Source organism: Companilactobacillus jidongensis, assembly GCF_003946575.1.
Lineage (GTDB): Bacteria > Bacillota > Bacilli > Lactobacillales > Lactobacillaceae > Companilactobacillus > Companilactobacillus jidongensis.
Genome location: NZ_RHOP01000031.1, coordinates 1 through 19250 on the forward strand (window position 1 = coordinate 1; position 19250 = coordinate 19250).

The 19250-nt window shown below is 34.3% G+C and carries 19 protein-coding genes; 14 read left to right on the forward strand and 5 right to left on the reverse strand.

Features of this window, described 5'->3' with window-relative positions; translation table 11 throughout:
• The first annotated feature begins 69 nt into the window (after nt 1-69).
• Nucleotides 70-633: a restriction endonuclease subunit S gene (locus EKM68_RS13230; protein ID WP_125591272.1), complete on the forward strand. Its 564-nt coding sequence runs from the start codon at nt 70-72 to the stop codon at nt 631-633.
• 60 nt (nt 634-693) lie between these two features.
• The gene (locus tag EKM68_RS13235; RefSeq protein WP_125591273.1) at nt 694-1650 is read left to right on the forward strand and encodes a site-specific integrase; all 957 of its coding nucleotides are present in this window, start codon (nt 694-696) and stop codon (nt 1648-1650) included.
• A gap of 100 nt (nt 1651-1750) precedes the next feature.
• Here the strand turns inward: EKM68_RS13235 and EKM68_RS13240 are convergent, their stop codons facing one another.
• On the reverse strand, nt 1751-2926 hold the full coding sequence (locus EKM68_RS13240) for a restriction endonuclease subunit S (RefSeq protein WP_125591274.1): 1176 nt from the start codon (nt 2924-2926) through the stop codon (nt 1751-1753).
• A gap of 271 nt (nt 2927-3197) precedes the next feature.
• On the opposite strand from EKM68_RS13240, the gene EKM68_RS13245 reads away from it, so the two are divergent.
• Nucleotides 3198-4130: a restriction endonuclease gene (locus EKM68_RS13245; protein WP_125591275.1), complete on the forward strand. Its 933-nt coding sequence runs from the start codon at nt 3198-3200 to the stop codon at nt 4128-4130.
• Between the two features lie 62 nt (nt 4131-4192).
• On the opposite strand, the gene EKM68_RS13250 is transcribed toward EKM68_RS13245, so the two are convergent.
• Nucleotides 4193-4663, reverse strand: coding sequence for a YhcH/YjgK/YiaL family protein (locus EKM68_RS13250; RefSeq protein ID WP_125591276.1), 471 nt, complete (start codon nt 4661-4663; stop codon nt 4193-4195).
• Between the two features lie 136 nt (nt 4664-4799).
• Nucleotides 4800-6569 carry a PrpR N-terminal domain-containing protein gene (locus EKM68_RS13255; RefSeq protein WP_225423022.1) on the reverse strand — a complete coding sequence of 590 codons (1770 nt, stop codon included), beginning with the start codon at nt 6567-6569 and terminating at the stop codon, nt 4800-4802.
• A gap of 238 nt (nt 6570-6807) precedes the next feature.
• Between EKM68_RS13255 and EKM68_RS13260 the strand changes: the two genes are divergently transcribed.
• The 9 genes from EKM68_RS13260 (at nt 6808) to EKM68_RS13300 (ending at nt 16425) form a co-directional block, all read left to right on the forward strand.
• Nucleotides 6808-8043, forward strand: coding sequence for a four-carbon acid sugar kinase family protein (locus EKM68_RS13260; RefSeq protein ID WP_125591278.1), 1236 nt, complete (start codon nt 6808-6810; stop codon nt 8041-8043).
• 31 nt (nt 8044-8074) lie between these two features.
• On the forward strand, nt 8075-9226 hold the full coding sequence (locus EKM68_RS13265; protein WP_125591279.1) for a sialidase family protein: 1152 nt from the start codon (nt 8075-8077) through the stop codon (nt 9224-9226).
• A 15-nt stretch (nt 9227-9241) separates the two neighbouring features.
• Nucleotides 9242-10396, forward strand: coding sequence for an iron-containing alcohol dehydrogenase (locus EKM68_RS13270; RefSeq protein WP_125591280.1), 1155 nt, complete (start codon nt 9242-9244; stop codon nt 10394-10396).
• Between the two features lie 25 nt (nt 10397-10421).
• Complete coding sequence (dapA, locus tag EKM68_RS13275; protein WP_125591281.1) at nt 10422-11336, forward strand: 4-hydroxy-tetrahydrodipicolinate synthase; 915 nt, start codon at nt 10422-10424, stop codon at nt 11334-11336.
• Between the two features lie 12 nt (nt 11337-11348).
• Nucleotides 11349-12383: a 4-hydroxythreonine-4-phosphate dehydrogenase PdxA gene (gene pdxA / locus EKM68_RS13280; RefSeq protein ID WP_225423021.1), complete on the forward strand. Its 1035-nt coding sequence runs from the start codon at nt 11349-11351 to the stop codon at nt 12381-12383.
• Nucleotides 12384-12571: 188 nt separating this feature from the next.
• Nucleotides 12572-13309: an SDR family NAD(P)-dependent oxidoreductase gene (locus EKM68_RS13285; RefSeq protein ID WP_125591282.1), complete on the forward strand. Its 738-nt coding sequence runs from the start codon at nt 12572-12574 to the stop codon at nt 13307-13309.
• Nucleotides 13310-13640: 331 nt separating this feature from the next.
• Nucleotides 13641-15053 (forward strand): sodium:solute symporter family protein, encoded by a 1413-nt coding sequence (locus EKM68_RS13290; RefSeq protein WP_125591283.1) that lies wholly within the window; start codon nt 13641-13643, stop codon nt 15051-15053.
• A gap of 110 nt (nt 15054-15163) precedes the next feature.
• On the forward strand, nt 15164-16087 hold the full coding sequence (locus EKM68_RS13295; protein WP_125591284.1) for a DUF7916 family protein: 924 nt from the start codon (nt 15164-15166) through the stop codon (nt 16085-16087).
• Nucleotides 16088-16191: 104 nt separating this feature from the next.
• Entirely contained in the window at nt 16192-16425 is a 234-nt protein-coding gene (locus tag EKM68_RS13300; protein WP_125591285.1) for a DUF2397 family protein, read from the forward strand.
• Between the two features lie 43 nt (nt 16426-16468).
• Here EKM68_RS13300 and EKM68_RS13305 read toward each other — a convergent pair whose 3' ends face one another.
• Both EKM68_RS13305 and EKM68_RS13310 read right to left on the reverse strand, forming a co-directional pair.
• Nucleotides 16469-16816 (reverse strand): type II toxin-antitoxin system YafQ family toxin, encoded by a 348-nt coding sequence (locus EKM68_RS13305; protein WP_125591286.1) that lies wholly within the window; start codon nt 16814-16816, stop codon nt 16469-16471.
• Nucleotides 16813-17094: a type II toxin-antitoxin system prevent-host-death family antitoxin gene (locus tag EKM68_RS13310; RefSeq protein WP_125591287.1), complete on the reverse strand. Its 282-nt coding sequence runs from the start codon at nt 17092-17094 to the stop codon at nt 16813-16815. Before EKM68_RS13310 ends, EKM68_RS13305 begins: the two co-directional genes overlap by 4 nt.
• 203 nt (nt 17095-17297) lie before the next feature.
• On the opposite strand from EKM68_RS13310, the gene EKM68_RS13315 reads away from it, so the two are divergent.
• Together EKM68_RS13315 and EKM68_RS13780 are read left to right on the forward strand one after the other, a co-directional pair.
• The gene (locus EKM68_RS13315) at nt 17298-18764 is read left to right on the forward strand and encodes an MFS transporter (protein ID WP_125591288.1); all 1467 of its coding nucleotides are present in this window, start codon (nt 17298-17300) and stop codon (nt 18762-18764) included.
• A gap of 166 nt (nt 18765-18930) precedes the next feature.
• Nucleotides 18931-19065 carry a hypothetical protein gene (locus tag EKM68_RS13780; protein ID WP_263853656.1) on the forward strand — a complete coding sequence of 45 codons (135 nt, stop codon included), beginning with the start codon at nt 18931-18933 and terminating at the stop codon, nt 19063-19065.
• Nucleotides 19066-19250: the final 185 nt, after the last annotated feature.

The following is a 19250-nucleotide window of genomic DNA, read 5'->3' on the forward strand; positions in this document are numbered from 1 at the left end:
CTCACCAATATGTTTGATGAGATAATCATAATTCGAATTCCGCCTAAATCATAGACGGTCGGTTATTAGGTGCTTACGGAACAGCGTAAACTTGAAGAAATAGGTAATTTTATAAGAGAAAGTATTGATCCTCAAAAAATGCCTGATGAAAGATTTTACGAATACAGTATGCCTGCTTATGATAGAAGCCGTAATCCAGATATGGTGTTTGGTGAAACAATGCATAGTAACCGTATCAAGATTTCTAATTATGTTCTATTAATCAATAAACTGAATGTTCGTCAGAAGCGAATTTGGCTAGTTAATGCTAAATTTGATAATTCGGTTGCTTCGAGTGAATTTATTCCATTCAAATCTAAAAGTATTGATTTAAAGTTTCTAGAACAATTTTTATTGTCTAATAGGACAACCAAAAAATTAGAGTCAATTTCATCTGGTACTTCAAATAGTCAAAAACGCATTTCACCCAATGATTTGCTTAATTTCATTGTTCAAATTCCTTACTCAAGAGGTGAGCAAACAATCATTGGATCATTATTAAAACATATTGATGATTCTATAAAATTTGAAGAAAAAAGATTATCACAATTACAACAAATGAAAAAATACTATCTTCAAAAACTTTTCATCTAAAATTTGAATAATTAAACAATAATAATACATAACTTTCGGATAATAAATAATGACATAAAAATGTCAAAAATATATTCGGAGGTTTTTTCTGTGCCTAAAAAGACATCGACACAATTATTTTATAAATATTATGAGGATTGGATTCACTTATATAAAGTTAACGCAATTAGATCGGTTACCTTGGACAAATATTATATGAGTTTAAAATGGGTAACTAAGTTAGCTCCTAATTTACGTTTAAATGATCTAACTAGGAGAAGTTATCAAGAACTTATTAATGGATATGCATTGGAACACGAGAAACAAACCACTAAGGATTTTCATCACCAAGTAAAAGGTGCAATAATGGACGCTCTTGATGAAGGATTGATCAAACAAAATCCAACACGTAAAATTATCATTAAAGGTAAAAAGCCAAGTGAGAAGAAGCCTAAATTTTTAAATGAATATGAACTACAACAATTAATTAGACAGTTGAATTTAGAGACTGAAATAAATTGGGATTGGTACATTCTACTGGTGTCCAAAACCGGCTTGAGATTTGCCGAAGCATTAGCATTAACACCAAAAGATTTTGACTTTACAAAGCAACTTCTTAGTATCGACAAAACTTGGAACTATCGTGCAACAAGTGGCGGATTTCAACCTACTAAAAATCCTTCATCTGTCAGAAAAGTACAAATAGATTGGAAAATGGCAATGCAATTCTCACAAATGACTAAAGAACTACCAGAAGATAAACCAATTTTTGTTAAGCGGAGAATTTTTAATTCTACTATTAACAATCGACTAGCCGTTCTTTGTAAAAATGCCAATATACCTGTAATAACTATTCATGGGCTAAGACATACACATGCATCGTTATTATTGTTCGCTGGAGTATCTATCGCCAGCGTTGCAAGAAGGTTGGGACACGCTAATATGACTACTACTCAGAATACTTACTTACATATTATTCAGGAATTGGAAACACAAGATGGTGAGAAGATAATGTTTCAGATGTCCAAATTAATGTAACAAAACTCAATTATTAAACTTTCGATATAGTATTTATCATTATTATAAAAAAGACGACAATAATTTATTATTACCGCCTAAATGTATGTGTAAATAATATCTAAATAAATAACTTTTGAAGAAAAAACTTTTTTAATTCAGATAATCTATTTAATTTTTGTTCCTCGCTGTGGATCAAATTATCAAATGCTTCTAAATATTGTTCTATTTGGATTTGCTCGTATAATGACGGATATTTAATATCTATTTGAGAAAATAATGGATACTTCAAATTCCATGTATCGGATGTTAAACCTTGTGAGTGTGTTCTAAACTTCCAAGTCATATTATGTAATTTAATTATACAACCTAGGAAATCATTGGAAAGAAAATTTTTATTCACATATAATACTGTATACGCTGGACTAACAATACCATTGTACTTTGATACCCCACTTGCTCCCTGCCACATGCGCATTGAATTATAAGCAATATCCCCTATATAAACTCTCTTATAATTAGATTTGTCATCACTCGCACTATTTTTTCTTTTTAAACTAACAGTTTTATTTATACCACTATTTATTGTAACCGATAGAAGTTCTCCATTCTTGGAACGTTCATTACGTTCTGTGGTAATATCTCCTAACTTACGCTGTTCCCAATCCCCATTAGATGTAGTGTAAGTAACTAAGGGAGCCATATTCCCATCTAATGGGAATAGTTTGTTCATTAAGCTTTTTTTACCATCTTTTAGAAAAGTTATTTCCCGTTGTTGAAGAGCAACCAACTTTTTTATTTTTAATAGAAAATCACTTATCTTAATTTGTTCTGAATTATTACGAGGTATAGATAACTCTGTATTAAAGAAGTCTGATGTTGAAATATTAAGTAAGCCATGATTCCTTGCACCTTCAGCGGCATTAATTGATACTTCACGATACCAATAAGAAGAATCGTAGTAACTAGCTAAAAAATTACTATTTACGTGTATGGGTTTGAAAACAATATAGAGAGTTGATAGCACTCCCATATCATATTTATTTAACCGTTTAATAGTTCCCCATGGATATCCTTTTGAATATGATTTATTATAAGCAAAATCTCCATTTTTTAATAAATAATATCCACTAACGTCATGGCTAGCAACTTTTTTATTAAAGAATGTCTCTTGATCAACTAGTCCGTTTTGTGCGGAAATAGTAAGTGGTAGTGTAGACTCCAGCTTTTTGTTTTTTCTAGTTATTCGTATAGTTAGTTCTCCTAGCTTACGAAGTTCCCAATCAGTAGTGTACATTATTGTTAATAAAATTATTATTATTTTTGAATGTGGATTTAAAATAATAATTTATATATCCATATTGAATATATTGACTAGTGCTTATCTTAATGTCATGAGCACTAAGAGCTAAAGTTGATAAATTTTTAAAATAATTGATCATTTGAAACTAATCATCTTTTTAATATTTTAATTTCGATTTTATATTTAATATGTTTATTTATTTTGAATACTTATGAGTCAGTTAGGTTTTGATATACTAGAATTAAAAATAAAGTAGGCAATAAATATGGATTTTGATTATAGGGATATGAAATTGGGGAAACATGGTCTACCTACTTGGGATGCAATGATCCCAGTTTTGTTAGATTTAACATCTGACGGGAAAGAGCACACTGGAAAAAATTTAAAGAAAAGGGCCTCTGACTCTGTTGGTCTGCCTGAAGAGTTGCGTAATGCAACGTACGATTCTTCATATATGGATAATTTAATAGAGAACCGTGCTAGTTGGGGATTAAGTGAAGGATATACAGATGGAATTTTTGAACGTCCAAGTAGAGGAATATATATAATTTCAGATCTGGGAAAACAAATTTTAAAGAATAAGACAGTACTAACGGTAGAATTTTTACACAGTTTACCAAAGTACCAAGAACATAAGAATGAATTAAAAGAAAGAAATGAAAGAAACAATATAAATAGCGATGATAAAGTACCTGAATCATTTGAGGACATTTCAGAAAACATTTCTACAACCGTCACAAGTTACAACAATCAAGTAGCATCTGATTTATTAAGTAGAATACAGGCATCGGATCCAAGATTCTTCGAAAACTTAGTGGTAAAATTGTTAGTCGCTATGGGTTACCGTGGTCCGAATGGTAATTCCAAAGTAACTCAAAGTACTAACGATGGTGGAATAGATGGTGTTATTAACCAAGATGCGTTAGGTACTAATACTATTTATATTCAGGCCAAAAGATACAATTCTGATAATGTTGTTCAGCGTCCTATGATTGATGCATTCTTCGGTTCATTATCACGTATTCATGCTGATCGTGGTGTATTTATAACAACCTCAAGTTTTTCAAAGAATGCTATTGAAACTGCCAAAGGTTTTTCTATTGTGTTGACTGAATTAATGCTTCAATATCATGTTGGAATCCAGATTAAGAATAGTTTTGAGCTATTTGAAATCGATGAAGATTTTTTCGAAAACTAAATCACACAAACAAAGCCACAAATCCGCAACAATACCGGATTTGTGGCTTTTAAAATAATCATCTAAAACAATAAAGCAAAAGGAATCTTAATAACAGCCTTCTTAACATGAGAAACGGTATCCAAATTCAAGCAGGCTTCGTGAGCATCTTCAGGCAAGAATACGCCGAAATCATCTTGATGTAACTCAATCAATGATGTTGATCCCTGATATTTTTCATAATAAAGGGCATCTTTTTTATCCAACTCGTCATCTTTTAAAGTTAATTTTGAACTGCTAGTAGTCTTGATTCTCTCTTGGCCAGAAATGACATATTGAAAATCAATATACTTTTTGTGACTTTCCCAACGTCCTAACTTCTCTTCTTTTGTATCGTATTCTTGAACATTAGCGAAGATGCCATCACTTATATCGTGCTTTCCTAATTCAAGAGCACTAAGATCAGTATTTTTTAGAAAATTAAAAACTGGTTTCAATGCTGAAAGGTTACTTAAAAATTTTGCAGTACTATCTGATTTATTTGAAATGAACATATTATATACCTCCTAAAGGTTTCTATAACTAGATTATTATTTTTGTGAAAACGTATACATGAATTGTTGGTTTAATTATTAAACAACAATCTAAAATAGATTCTTTTAAGAAATAAGGTGTTCACTTATGAAACAATCAATTATCCTCTTTCAAATAACGCCAAAGTGTTGCTCGACTTATTTCCAATTCCTTGGCGGTCTTAGTTTTATTACCGCTATTCTTAAACAGAACATTGGTAACAGCTTCTCTGGTGATTTCGTGTAAGGTTTTTGATTCGGCGGAATTGTAAGAGTTTATAGGTGAATATGAGGTTTTGTGATCATGATTATATAAGTATTTAAGATCTTTATATTCTTTTTCGGCCGCTTGAATGTCTTTGACTCCGACTTGTGCGCTTTCAGTTGCCGCTAACGAGGAATTTATTACCTTTGTGAACTCCACCAAGTTATTGTTCCAAGTTTGATTCAACAAATAATCGAGTGCTAAGTCAGATATTCCAGTAACCATTTTGGCATTATGTTTGGCATAATCATTGATAATTATAGTGATCAGTTTCGAAACGGAGTTGCCGATTACATCACTTAATGGTTTGAGCGTTACCAAATGAGAATTAGCAATTAATCCTTCCAAGTTTTTATCTATACCATCAGATAATTTTTGTTCAAAAATAAAAATAATCTTGTTTCTAGATGCAAAACCTGTTTCATCTATAAAATTTAAAAAATTTCTTTGAATTTTATATGGAAGATTATTAAATTTATCAAGAACACAGACTTTTCCTGATTCATAAAGAATAGATTTTTCGTCATTCATAGCGGCATTAAAGAGTTTTTCGGATTCAAGATTTAACAAAACAGGCACATTTGATTTGTAATTACTGTATTTACTTATCATTATTGATAAGTATTTTTTTGACATTCCTTTTTCACCCAACACAACAATATTAGTGTCATCTTGAGCGTAGGTTTCAAGTTTGTTAAAGAATCCGTCATCGTAAATAGTGTGATACAGATTACTTATCTGAATGGACTTATCATCATCCATCAGAAGTTGTGCGAAATCAGTATTCTTGGAGTCATTCCAAATTTTTTCTCGACGTAAATCATAAATTAATTTATTTTGATACTCTTTAGAATCAATCTTGTAATAACTATTGTTGTAATTAAAGTTTGTCATTTTTTTAGTGATTGTATTTTCAAATCTGTCCCATAAAGTATCATCATTAAAGAATCCATCAGACTTTAGATAAAGGGAACCATCTGAGTTGAACACTGCAAAGAATTGATTGAATTCATTTAATAGGTGAATAAACAATTGTTTTTGATCCTGATTTTTAGAAAGTTCTTCTAATATTGCGAAACTATTCAATAGGGCATTTTTGATAGTTTCTTCACCTGAAGTTATGAATATGGTGTTCAGGTTAAACTGTTCGGCCATATTTTCAACACTGGTATCACCTATAACGGTATTAAATCCAGAAGCTTTGATAGTTTTTAATGTTCCGTTGAGATCAGTATCATTCTGGACACTGTATACTGGTACGGATTTTTGAAACCTATCCGCCACTTTTTGGAATGGATCAGTAATTTCTGGGAACCCAACCAGTGCAATTTTGTCTATTCTGGATGAGGCTTGAATAATGCTCAAAATGTCATACTGTGAAATACCGACATCTATTACCTTGATTTTACTTATTTTTTTGATCAGTGCAGACGTACCACCACGTGAGATTACCATGTCATAGTGTCGCTCATTTATCATATCTGTTAAGGCGGGAATACCCTCATGTCTATCTAGCTTTTCGAAGTAAACATGGATATTGGGGTATTTTTTAGCGTAAATATTATAAATCTGCTGGACGGAAATATGCATGGATTGGTAAGGAGAAATACAGAGTACATTCATGTCCAAAACTATCACCTCTATACAAATGTTTTATTTTGATACAACCACAATTATAGTTGTATTTTTTTTTATTATCTTTTTAAAAACGTTTAATTTTTGAACAATAATTCAATATTTTTATATTTAGTTTGAGAATAATATAGAACTTGTAATCAATGAAAACGTTTTATGGGATTAGAAGTGGATCTCAATCTTCTATCAAATAATTCATTTCTCAAATGTAGGAGGTGATAACGACATGGCTAATTACTTGATTGTTGCTGATGATTTTACTGGTGCCAACGATACTGGAGTACAGCTTGTTAATCATGGTATTGATGTTAATGTTAATTTTGATGTTACTTCGATTGATTCTGAGGATAGTAAATCTTCGTGCGTTCTAGACACTGAGACTAGAAATGTATCTTCTGAAGATGCTGCTAATAAGATGAAGTCGATGATGTCTAATGTAAATTTGAATTCATTCGATGTTATCTTAAAAAAAGTTGACTCAACATTGCGTGGCAATATTAGTGCTGAAATCAAAACATTAGCAGAATTCTATAAGCCAGATATGGTTGTATTTGCCCCCGCACTTCCGAGCTTAGGCAGAACTATAAAAAATGAAATTTTATATGTTAACAAGATTCGTGCTTTGGATACCGAAATCGGCAAGGATCCTTTGAAACCAATAGATAACGATAATATATCAGATATTTTGAAGAGAGCTTTTCTAGGAAAAACTGTAAAGCACTATTCTATTAAGGATATTAGAAAAGATAATTTCAAAATAAGTGATAATTGTAAATATTTATCTTTTGATTCAGAGAATTCTTTGGACCTTCAAAAGATTATTAAAGAAGTAAAGAAGACTAATAAAAAGGTTCTCTGGGTGGGTTCAGCCGGATTGATGAGTAGTATTCTTATGCAATATGAAAAAACACTACCGGCTATTGGATTGATTGGCAGTGTTAGTGATGTGACTAGAAGACAGTTACATTTTGCAAAAGAAAATGGTGTTAATTTAATTAGTATTCCTATCTATGACGTATACGAACAGGATTCATACGCCTCGTATCTAAATGAAGCACGTGATTTATTGCAAAAAGGTAAGGATGTTGTAGTGATGTCATCGGCCTCATATGATCGTTCTGAACTAAATAAGACCATTAAAAGATTAGAAAAGTATGATTTGAGTAAAGAGAGTGTTGGTAAAGTCACACAGACAATTTTGGCTGGGATATGTCGTAGATTGGTTCTATACGAAAAAATTTCCGGTGTATTCGTTACTGGTGGTGATACTGCAAAGGGTCTACTCGATGTTGGCAAGGCTGGTGGAGTCCAGGTTATTGATGAAATTGAACCAGGAGTGCCATTATTAAGGATTCGTTCAGGTGATCTTGATGGTTTGAATATTGTTACTAAGGCCGGTGCTTTTGGTAATGATGAATTAATTACTTATGCATTTAAGAAGTTACGTAGTAAAAATTTCTGAAAATAATTTATAAATAATAGGAGGCTTTACAATGGAATTACAAGATAGTCTTACAACTAAGTTTGAGAGAACCTTTACGTTACCAAAATCCGGAATTCAAAGTCACGCTTCAAATTTGTTGATTTTGGATAATGGCGATACATTGTGTGTTTGGTTCTCAGGTACACAAGAAGGAATGTCAGATATTAGTATTTTCCTTTCACGTATGAACCACGGTGAAGAAACATGGTCAGAACCAATTAGAATGTCCTCTAATGAAGGTCGTTCAGATCAAAATCCTATGTTGTTCCATGCCCCTAACGGTGATATTTGGTTGATGTACACATCACAAGATGGTGGTAATCAAGATACAGCCATTGTTGAGTATCGTATTTCTCATGATGAAGGTAAAACTTGGGACGATCAAAAAGTACTATTTGATGGTGAACAAGGGGTCTTCATTCGTCAACCTATTGTTGTTACTGATAATGGTGAATGGTTATTACCGATTTTCCATTGTGTTGTAAAAAATGATGGTAAGGCTTGGGATGGAAGCTATGATTATAGTACCGTTCGAGTATCTACTGATGAATTTAAGACGTTTAAAGAATATGAGGTTCCTAATAGCTTAGGCTGTGTTCACATGGATATTGAAAAACTTAAGAGTGGTCGTTATATCGGCTTATTCCGTAGCCGCTGGGCAGACAATATTTATCGTAGCTATTCCGAAGATGGTAAGACGTGGTCGGAACCGGAAAAAACTGAATTACCAAACAACAACGCTTCAATTCAAGCAACTGTCTTGGATGATGGCGATTTAGTAATGGTATTCAATGATTCTAGCGCTAAAGATGCAACTTCAAGAAGAACCTCATTATATAGTGACGGTCTTGAAGACAAGGATGCTGACGAAGATAGTGATGTTCCACGTGCATTCTGGGGTGCACCACGAGCTCCAATTACTGTGGCAATTTCTGAGGATGAAGGTAAGACATGGCCATTCAAGAAGAATATTGCCGAAGGTGATGGGTATGCTTTAACAAATGATTCAAAGAATAAGAAGAACAGAGAGTTCTCATATCCTTCAGTTAAAGCGGCTAAAAATGGAAATATTGATGTAACTTTTACATACTTTAGACAAAAAATTGCCTTTGTAGAATTAACTGAAGCTTGGATAAAATCTGAAAAAACTGTCAATGAATAGAATGGAGTAAATAGTATGGATAATGCATTTTTGAAAATGCCTAATCGCATTTATTTAGGTGAGAATTTATTAGGATACTTAGGCGATTTTATCGCTAAAAAGGAAAATAAGAATGTTCTTTTATTTACAGATAATGGATTGATGAAGAGTGGTTTGGTTCAACCTATCGAGGATTACTTTAAGAAGAACAATATTTCTTATGAAATCGAATCAGAAATCAAACCAGAACCAACTTATATTCAAGTCGATGAATTATTAAAAAAGGTAAGTAAGTTTGACTTCGATACTATTGTTGCCATTGGTGGCGGTAGTGTTATGGATGCTGCTAAGTTAATTTCCTTGGTCTTACATACTGATTACAGTATCAAGGATTTGATCGATGATCCTAGTAAAGTAAGCAAGCGTTGTTCAACGGTATTAATTCCGACAACAACAGGTACTGGATCTGAAGCTACCATTAATGCCATTGTTACTATTCCTGAAAAGGATGTTAAGTTTGGAATTGTTAGTGACGAAATGCTTCCTGACCTAGTATTACTTGATGTAAATAATGTTAAAACACTACCAAAATCAATTATGGCGTCATCAGCGGTTGATGCTTTGAGTCACTGTGTTGAATGTTATACATCAAAGAATGCCACCGTATTGAGTGATGGTATCGCATCACTAGGGGCTAAGAATATCTTTGAGAATATTGTTCCAGCATATGAAGATGCTGATAATATGGACGCTAGAAAGGCACTGTTGTTAGGTGCATTCTATGGTGGAGTGGCAATCACCGCATCAGGTACTACTGCTGTTCATGCTTTATCCTATCCATTAGGTGGTAAATTCCACATTGCTCACGGTGTTTCCAATGCTATTTTGTTCAAGCAAGTAATGGAAGTTAACAAACCTGATATTGCTGATCGTTTGGCAAGTTTGTGTGATTTTGTATTTCCAGATGAAGGTAATAAGTCGGTATCAGAAAAGGCAGACTTCATGATTGCTAAGATTGCAGAAATTGTTAAGAAAGTTGAAATTCCAACTGATCTTAAACAGTTTGGTGTAAAAGCAGATGATCTTGACTTCTTAGTAGATTCAGCATTACAACAAACACGTCTGTTAGATCATAATCGTAGAAAATTAACACGTGAAGAAGTAGAAAATATATATAAATCAGTTATGTAATTAAAATTTAGAGAGGATATTTACTATGAGAAATGATATTGCAAAAGGAATTATTGCCGCAATGGTCACCCCTATGGATGAAAACCAAAAGGTAAATGAAAAAGAACTTCGTAATCAAGTAAGACGTCAAATCAACGCCGGTATTACAGGCGTATTTACACTTGGTACAAATGGTGAAGGATATATCTTGAGTCATGAAGAAAAATTAACTGTTATGAAGGCAGTTGTAGATGAAGCAAATGGTGAGGTTCCAATTTATGCTGGTACTGGCTGTGTATCAACAGAAGAAACTATTCAGCTATCTAAAGAAGCAAAAGAAATCGGTGTAGATGCTCTATCAATTATTACACCTTCCTTTGCTAAAGCTTCACAAGAGGAACTTTATCTACACTACAAGGCAATTAATGACGCAGTTGATTTACCAATTCTTCTATATAATATTCCAGCAAGAACAGGTAATGCTCTAGCACCTAAGACCGTTGCTCGTTTAGCAGATCTTAAGAACATTGTTGGTGTTAAGGATTCTAGTGGTAATTTTGATAATATTCTTCAATATATTGAACTCACTAGAGACAAAGATTTCTCAGTTATTTCTGGTAATGATGCATTGATTCTATGGACATTACAAGCTGGTGGTACTGGTGGTATCACAGCCGTAGCTAATGTATTGCCACAGATTATGGTTTCTATTTATAAGTACTGGAAGGCTGGAGATTGGGACAAAGCACGTCAAGCTCAAGATTCTATTCGTCCATTGCGTAATTGTTTTGTTCTCGGTAACCCTAATACGATTATCAAAAAGAGTACTAATTTGATCGGTTATCCTGTTGGTAGCACAAGAGCACCGTTTAATCATTTGGATGATACCTCAATTGCCACTTTGAAGACGGCTCTTGAAAAGAATTATAGTAAATATTTTGCAGAAAAAGTAGCTGATTAGGAGGTCACGATTATGAAAAATAATAAACCAATTGTAGCGATTACGATGGGTGACCCTGCAAGTATTGGTCCAGAGATTTCATTACGTGTATTTAAAGATAAAAAATTGTATGAACAATGTAATCCCATTATTGTTGGAGATAGTTCGGTATTATTGAAGGTAATGGAATATTTGCCAGACTTAAAGAGTAAGTTAAATGTCATCGAAAATGTTGATGATGCAAAGTTTGAGTATGGATTAGTTGATGTATATGAAATGCACATGGTTGATATCGATCAACTTAGGTTTGGCGTTGTCAGCAAGATGGCTGGTAATGCAGCGTTTCAATATGTTAAAAAAGTTATTGATCTAGCTATGGCTGGAAAAGTTGATGCCACGGTAACTAATGCTTTGAACAAGGAAGCTATGAACTTAGCTGGACATCATTTTGCCGGTCATACAGAAATATATGCTCACTATACACACACTAAGAATTACACAATGATGTTGGCTCATGATAATCTGCGTGTTGTCCATATTTCAACACATGTATCATTACGTCAAGCCTGTGATCTTGTTAAGAAACCACGTGTCGCCGAAGTTATTAGAATTGCTGACGATGCATGCAAACGCTTGGGTATTGCACATCCAAAAATAGGTGTTGCTGGACTGAATCCACACAGCAGTGAAAATGGCTTATTTGGTAACGAAGAGGCCGATGAGATTATTCCCGCTATTAACGAAACCAAGGCTGAAGGTATCGATGTTACAGGGCCTGTACCACCAGATACAGTCTTCCCTAAGGCCGTCGGTGGCTGGTATGATATTGTTGTTGCCATGTATCACGATCAAGGACATATTCCTTTGAAAATGCAAGGATTCCAATATGATGAAGAAAAGAAAGAATGGAAGAGTGTTGCTGGTGTAAATATTACATTGGGTCTTCCTATCATTAGAACTTCAGTTGATCATGGTACAGCCTTTGATCAAGTATTAAAGGGTACTGCAAATGAGATAAGTTTGAAGAATGCCATTGATTATGCGATTAAATTGGCTGAGAATAAATAATTTTTTAAATTAGACACATGGAATTAAGTGTGTCTTTTTTGTTTGGAATCAACGTTTTAAATTTTAACGTTTACAAATTTATCTATTCAATTATTGGATTATGTTTATTTTTGAAACGATAAATAGGTATGGTTGATTTAAAATTTAAACTATTATATTTATGAAAGCGAATTCAGGAGGCGTTTCTTATGAGTAAAGTAGCGATTGTTACAGGTAGTTCACAAGGGATTGGTAAACAAATAGCATTGACATTGGCAAAGAAGGGCTATGATTTGGTACTAACAGGCCTTGAGGCGGATGAATTAGTTGAAGTTCAATCGGAAATTGAAAAACTAGGTCAACAGTGCATGCAAGTTGCTGGGGATATCACTGATCCAGAGTTTTCACAGAAATTAGTAAATGATGCAAAAGAAAAGTTTGGTCATATTGATGCATTGGTTAATGATGCAGGGATGATGAAACGTACTAAGACTTTGGAAACACCTGTAAAAGATTGGGAATTAGTTATAAAAGTTAATTTAACTGGTAGTTTTATTATGAGTAAAATGGTTCTTCCAGTCATGGTTGAACAACAGGAAGGGTCAATTGTTAATATCACTTCAGCTAATGGTGTAACCCCACATCCAAATGCTGCAGCAAGTTATGGTGCAAGTAAGGCCGGATTGAACTATTTGACAAAGCATTTTGCATTAGAATTTGCGAGTGATCATATTCGTGTTAACTCTGTTCAATGTGGTCCTATTGCAACTGAAATGACTAAGCAATGGTCGCAAGAATATCGTGATAACATGTTGAAGAAAATTCCATTACATAAATTAGGTGAACCAGAAGATGTTGCTGAAGCTGTAGCATTTATGCTATCTGATAAAGCAGGATTCATTACTGGATCAATTTTAAACTTAAGTGGTGGTAAGTTAATGCAATAACCATTAAGAGGATCTGTACTTTGTTAATCTCAAAGTGCAGATCTTTTTTAGTTGATACGTTATATTTGTAAGCTGTTTCAAAAATAAACAATAAAAATAGGAATATCAAATAAATGGAAGCGTTTACTTGTAAACGCTTCAACTTTAAACAGTAATCTTATATCGAATACTATGAAATTTTCGTAGTATAGAGACTGTAAGGTGATGAGCAAGGTTACCGTCCTAGGAAGCGTGACTAGCCAAGACCCTTAGAAAATTGAATAAAACAAATTTATTCAAATAATTTAGATCAAAAATCTTGTCATGTAATTATTCTGGGAGGTGCGATAATATGCACATGTTAAGTTCGAATGATACGCTGATCGTCATGGGAATGATCCTGGTATATATTCTAATTACCGGTTACCTAAGTTTTCGTTGGGGTGGTTCCACAAATGAAGATTTCATGCGTGCAAGTAATAAGCTTCCAACTTTTGTTTTAGGTATTTTGCTGATGTCAGAATATATTGGTGCACAATCAACTGTTGGTACTGCACAATCGGCATTTAGCAATGGTGTTGCTGCATCTTGGGCCATTGTAGCCGCTGTTATTGGTTTTATTCTCTATGGTTTGTTCTTCGTTAAACGTTTGTATAATACTGGTGGTTTTACTATTTCTAGTGCCGTTGAACAGCAATATGGACATTCAACAAAAATCATTGTTTCAATTATCATGATCTATGCATTGTTCTTGGTTAATGTTGGTAATTATATTAGTGGTGCTGGTGTTCTTGTTCAGATTTTAGGCATTAAGCTTCCAATTGCTATGGTTATCGTCGGTATTGTAAGTACGATTTATTTCTCATTTGGTGGTATGAAGAGTGTCGCTTATGTTAGTGTTATTCACACATTTGTTAAGTATATTGGTATTCTGATTACTTTAGCATTTGCTTTAGTATTGACACATGGTATTTCACCCATGGTTACGAAAATGCCTCATTTTTATTTCACATTAAATGGTCACATTGGTTGGGGAACTATCATAGGTTGGATTCTTACAACTGTTGGTGCTGTATTCTCAACGCAATTCTTAGTTCAAGCTATTTCATCAGCTAAGAATGCGAAGGCTGCACAACATGCATCTTATCTGGCCGCTGGATTATTTATTCCATTAGCTATTGCTATTGGTTTGATCGGTGTTGCCGCTAAGTTCTTGTTCCCTACAATGAATGGATTGTATGCATTGCCAGTCTTTTTAACACACATGAATGTTTTCTTAGCTGGATTTGTTGCAACGGCACTAGTAGCATCTGTCTTTGTTAGTGTTAGTTCTGTTGCGTTAGGCTTAGTTGCTTTGATTGTTGATGACTTTTATGTTCCAATGCGTCATCCAGAACCAAAACAACAATTACGTATGACACGTATTTTATCTGTTATTGTTGGATTCTTACCATTGATCTTTTCATTCATCGTTCCACAGATTTTACAATTATCATTCTTCAGTAAAGCTTTACGTATGTCTATTACAGTTGTTGCCATTTCCGGATTTTATCTACCTCACTTTGGTAGTACAAGAAGTGCCAATGTTGCACTTATAGGTACAGCTGTATTGGCTACCGCATGGTTCTTAATGGGTGATCCATTTGGAATTGATAATGTTTATATTTCAATTTTTGCTCCTATGATTCTAATGGGATTATGCAAACTATGGGATATGATGACTGGAAAGGGTAATCCACCTGATCCTAAAATTGATAAATCATAATTCTAGATTGAAAAACCGATAAAACTAATTATCGGTTTTTTTGTTACGCTGATTATGTAAAAGTATACTTAGTGTTGATAGATATTCATAATTGCAGGAGGTAGCAAACAATGACAAAAAGGCTAATCAGCGCCAACCCAACCGAAATCCTAAAAATGAACGGAAAAGAATTAAAACAATCGATCAAGGCCAGTGAGGGCCGAGTAATAGTAAGTGAGAATATCGCGACTCATCAAGTAATGAGTTTCGATCAAATCACCACTTCGGAAATTGCGGCAGCATTTGGAGCAGATATGATTTTGCTCAACATGTTAGACGTCTTCAATCCGGCTATATTCGGTCTATATGACGGTGAGAATGCGGTAATTCATCATGATGGACAAAGTATCAAGCATCTACAAAAGCTAACTGGTCGTCCAATTGGGGTCAATTTAGAACCGGTTGATCCTAACGCTGATATGGCAGAGGATCGAACAGAAATTTCCGAAGGTCGAACTGCTAGTGAGAGATCACTTCAAGAAGCTGAGAGTCTAGGTTTCAATTTTGTCGTCTTAACAGGCAATCCGGGTACTGGTGTTACGAATGAACAAATTGCGGCTAATATTAAAGTCGCTAAGAAAAATTTTTCCGGATTGGTCATTGCCGGTAAAATGCATGGCGCTGGTGTTAATGAACCGGTCATTGATAAAAAATCAGTTGGACAATTCCTTGATGCGGGTGCTGATGTGATTTTGGTGCCAGCCGTGGGAACTATTCCTGGTCTCAACGATGCAACTCTCCAAAAAATTGTAGAGTTAGTTCATAGTAAGAATGCTCTAGTCATGAGTACTATCGGTACTAGTCAAGAGGGCTCTGGTGCAAGTTACATTGAGAATATAGCCATTAGAAATAAGATTGTCGGCGTTGATATTCAACACATAGGTGATTCAGCCTGGGGTATTCAATCGCCAATGGAAAATATTTATCCGCTGAGCAAAGCTATTCGTGGTGAACGTCATACTATTTCGCGTATGGCTCGTTCTATTAATAGATAAAAAAATCGTTTTGGGTGCATTTATTGTCCAAAATGATTTTTTTTACGTAATTTAAGTTAAGATGTTATGTAAATGAGTAAACAGGTTCATAAGGGGGTGGATTCATGTCAAAACAATTCGATAAAATTACCGAAACAGCTTATTTGACCGCCGATAATTACATACGATATCGAACTATCATGGACTACTTCTATACGCAACAGGATCAGATGAATAATATTTTGTATGCAGATGATATTGTAACGGCGCTACGTGATGCAATTTTAGAAAAACGCCTTGCTGGATATCAGGAAGGTATTATTAATAGGATTGTTGAATCAATTCGGATGAATTTGTAAATAAAAATAACGACTGAGATTTTGAAATTCTCAGTCGTTATTTTTATTTATAGAAGCTTACAGAACTATTCTGTCCGGGAAATAATCGCAAATGTGATCCTGCTCTTATGGCGATTAAGATTAATTCATCTTTGTCAATTGTATAAATAACCAAGATATCATTAACATCATTTGGTACCTTACCAACAGGAGTATCTCGTATGTGGAATTCATGATAACCTGCCATACGCCTTTTTAATTCGTGGTCGTCAAATTCTTCTGGTAATTTCTGATCTTCCAATAGAATATCAATTGCGGATCTTATTTCAGAAATAATTGTTCTATCCAAACTAGCTAATCTTTTTAAATCAATATTAAATGTATCACGTGGTTTGAATTTTAATTTTTTCATTTAGTGAACTGTCCCCAATATTCATCGTCGGATTCTACAATTTTGTCATCTTGCATAGCGTTATGGCGAATAAGTTGGTCTCTAGCAATTGCATATTCTAGAGAGTCCTCTTTAGATTTCGCAATACTCTCATACCAATTTAACTTTTCTTGAGAAATAACGGCAGCCGTACGGCTCTTTGACCTAGCAATATAAACAATTTCATTATCATCATTTACGCTGTCTAAGTATTCTTTCAGATGTTCTCTAAAGTCACTTTGTGTTACTGCAAAAGTCATATCCATTCCTCCTTGTACGTCTTTTTGTACTTTTTATTGTACCATATTTTACATTGAAAGGTGAAATTTCAAATTTCATTTCCTACTTTTATCCTTAACTCCCGCCATTTTCACATCAAAATAAAATAATTTCAGAAAAAACTTACGAAAACATTTTTTTTCTGGTATATTAATCCACTGTTGCAACAAAAACGGAGGTAACTATGAGTAAATCTCAAATTAACACAAACCCAGAGCATCCATATTTGGCTTTAATGGGTGTTTTGATTGGTGGATTCGTGGGAATGTTCAGTGAAACTTCACTTAACATTGCTCTTCCATCCATTATGAAAGCTTTTTCTATCGAAACTGGTACAGCACAATGGCTGGTTACGGGCTATATGCTAGTCATCGCCATTGTCCTACCACTTTCAAGTTTATTAACGAAACATTTTTCTACTAGAGGTCTAGTTCGTTTCGGACTTATCGACTTCATCGTTGGATCGATCATTGCAGCAATTGCACCAAGTTTTGCAATTCTGTTATTTGGTCGGATGATTCAAGGTATTGCCACTGGGCTTATTTTGCCATTAATGTTCTCGATCGCTATGAGAATTTTTCCACCTAACAAACTTGGTGCTGCCTTGGGTGCAGCCGCCCTTGTTATCATGTTTGCCCCAGCTATCGGACCCACAATTTCCGGTATTATCTTGGGTGTATCATCATGGAGATGGATCTTTGTTTCATTTATTATCTTCCTATTGATCGGTTTGATCTTTATGGAAAAGAATTTGACCAATGTCTTCGAAGTTACTAAACCAGCTGTTGATTGGTTAGCAATTTTCCTATCAACTATCAGTTTTGGTTTGATCGTCTTCGGTATCAGTTATTTATCTAACAGCATTTCAATTGCTGTTATTTCATTGATTGCTGGTCTGATTTTATTAATTGTCTACATCAGACAACAAATGCACGCTAAGACTCCTACATTGGACTTTGCCGTGTTACGCAGACCTGAATTTGTTACTGGTTCAGTTTTAGTTATGTTGAACTTTGGTATCACACTTTCAGCTATGTACTTATTACCAATGTACCTACAAAACGGACTTGGCGTTGCGGTTGCCTTAACTGGTGCTGTTATGTTGCCAGGTGGTTTTGTCAACGCTTTGGTTTCGTTTGGTGCCGGTCGAGCTTACGACAGTATCGGTGCTAAGTGGATGACACGCATCGGTTTCTTAGTTTCAGCCATTGGTGCTGTTATGTTCCTATTTAGTAATCAAAACAGTTCATTAGGTTACATTATTGTGGCTCACATCGTTCTTATGATCGGTGTTCCACTAGCAATGTCACCAGCACAAAGTTACGGTCTTAATTCATTGAATGAATATCAATCAGCTGACGGTTCTGCTATCATTAATACATTCCAACAAGTCATCGGTGCTGTCGCTACTGGTATTGCTACAATTCTCTTGAGTACTGGTCAAAACAATTACTTCGCTAATGGCGGACATTCAACTGCCTTGGCATTCACTAATGGTGCCCATTATGGATTCGCCTTTACTTTAGTTTTAGCCATTCTAGGATTCATTTTGGCATTCCGTGTTCACTCAAAGGAATACGAGACTGAAAAAATTGTAAAGGAAGAATCAAAATCCAGTAAAGCCACAAAATTAGAACCTAAAGAAGCATAATTTATTATTTGAAAACAATTGATACGGTTTTGGACCAATTGATACTTGCAATCAGTTGGTTCTTTTTTATATAATAGGAAAATAGTTGTTGAATAATTTGACAGATTCCTTTACAATAATAGGGTTGAATAATAAGACAATACTAGATAAGGGAGGAGGGATTTAGATGTCACAAAATACACATAAAGGCTATACAGGCCACCGCCGTCCCGTTAACGCTAAGAACGGTGAAGAACGCATGGCAAAAACTCAAGCCGTTAAAGAATTCCTTAAGAGTCGTGATGAAAAAGCAGCTAAGTAATTAGTTTGCTTGAGCCAACGGACATTTGTCTGTGGGCTCTTTTTTTTCGCCATTTTGCCATGTCTTGATGATTTTGTGAACTATTTATCTTAAAAAGTATAGTATTAGGGCTCTTTGTCAAATAGTATTGATGAATAACTTTTAACCATAGGCATCCTCATTGAGGATGCCTATTTTCATGCACA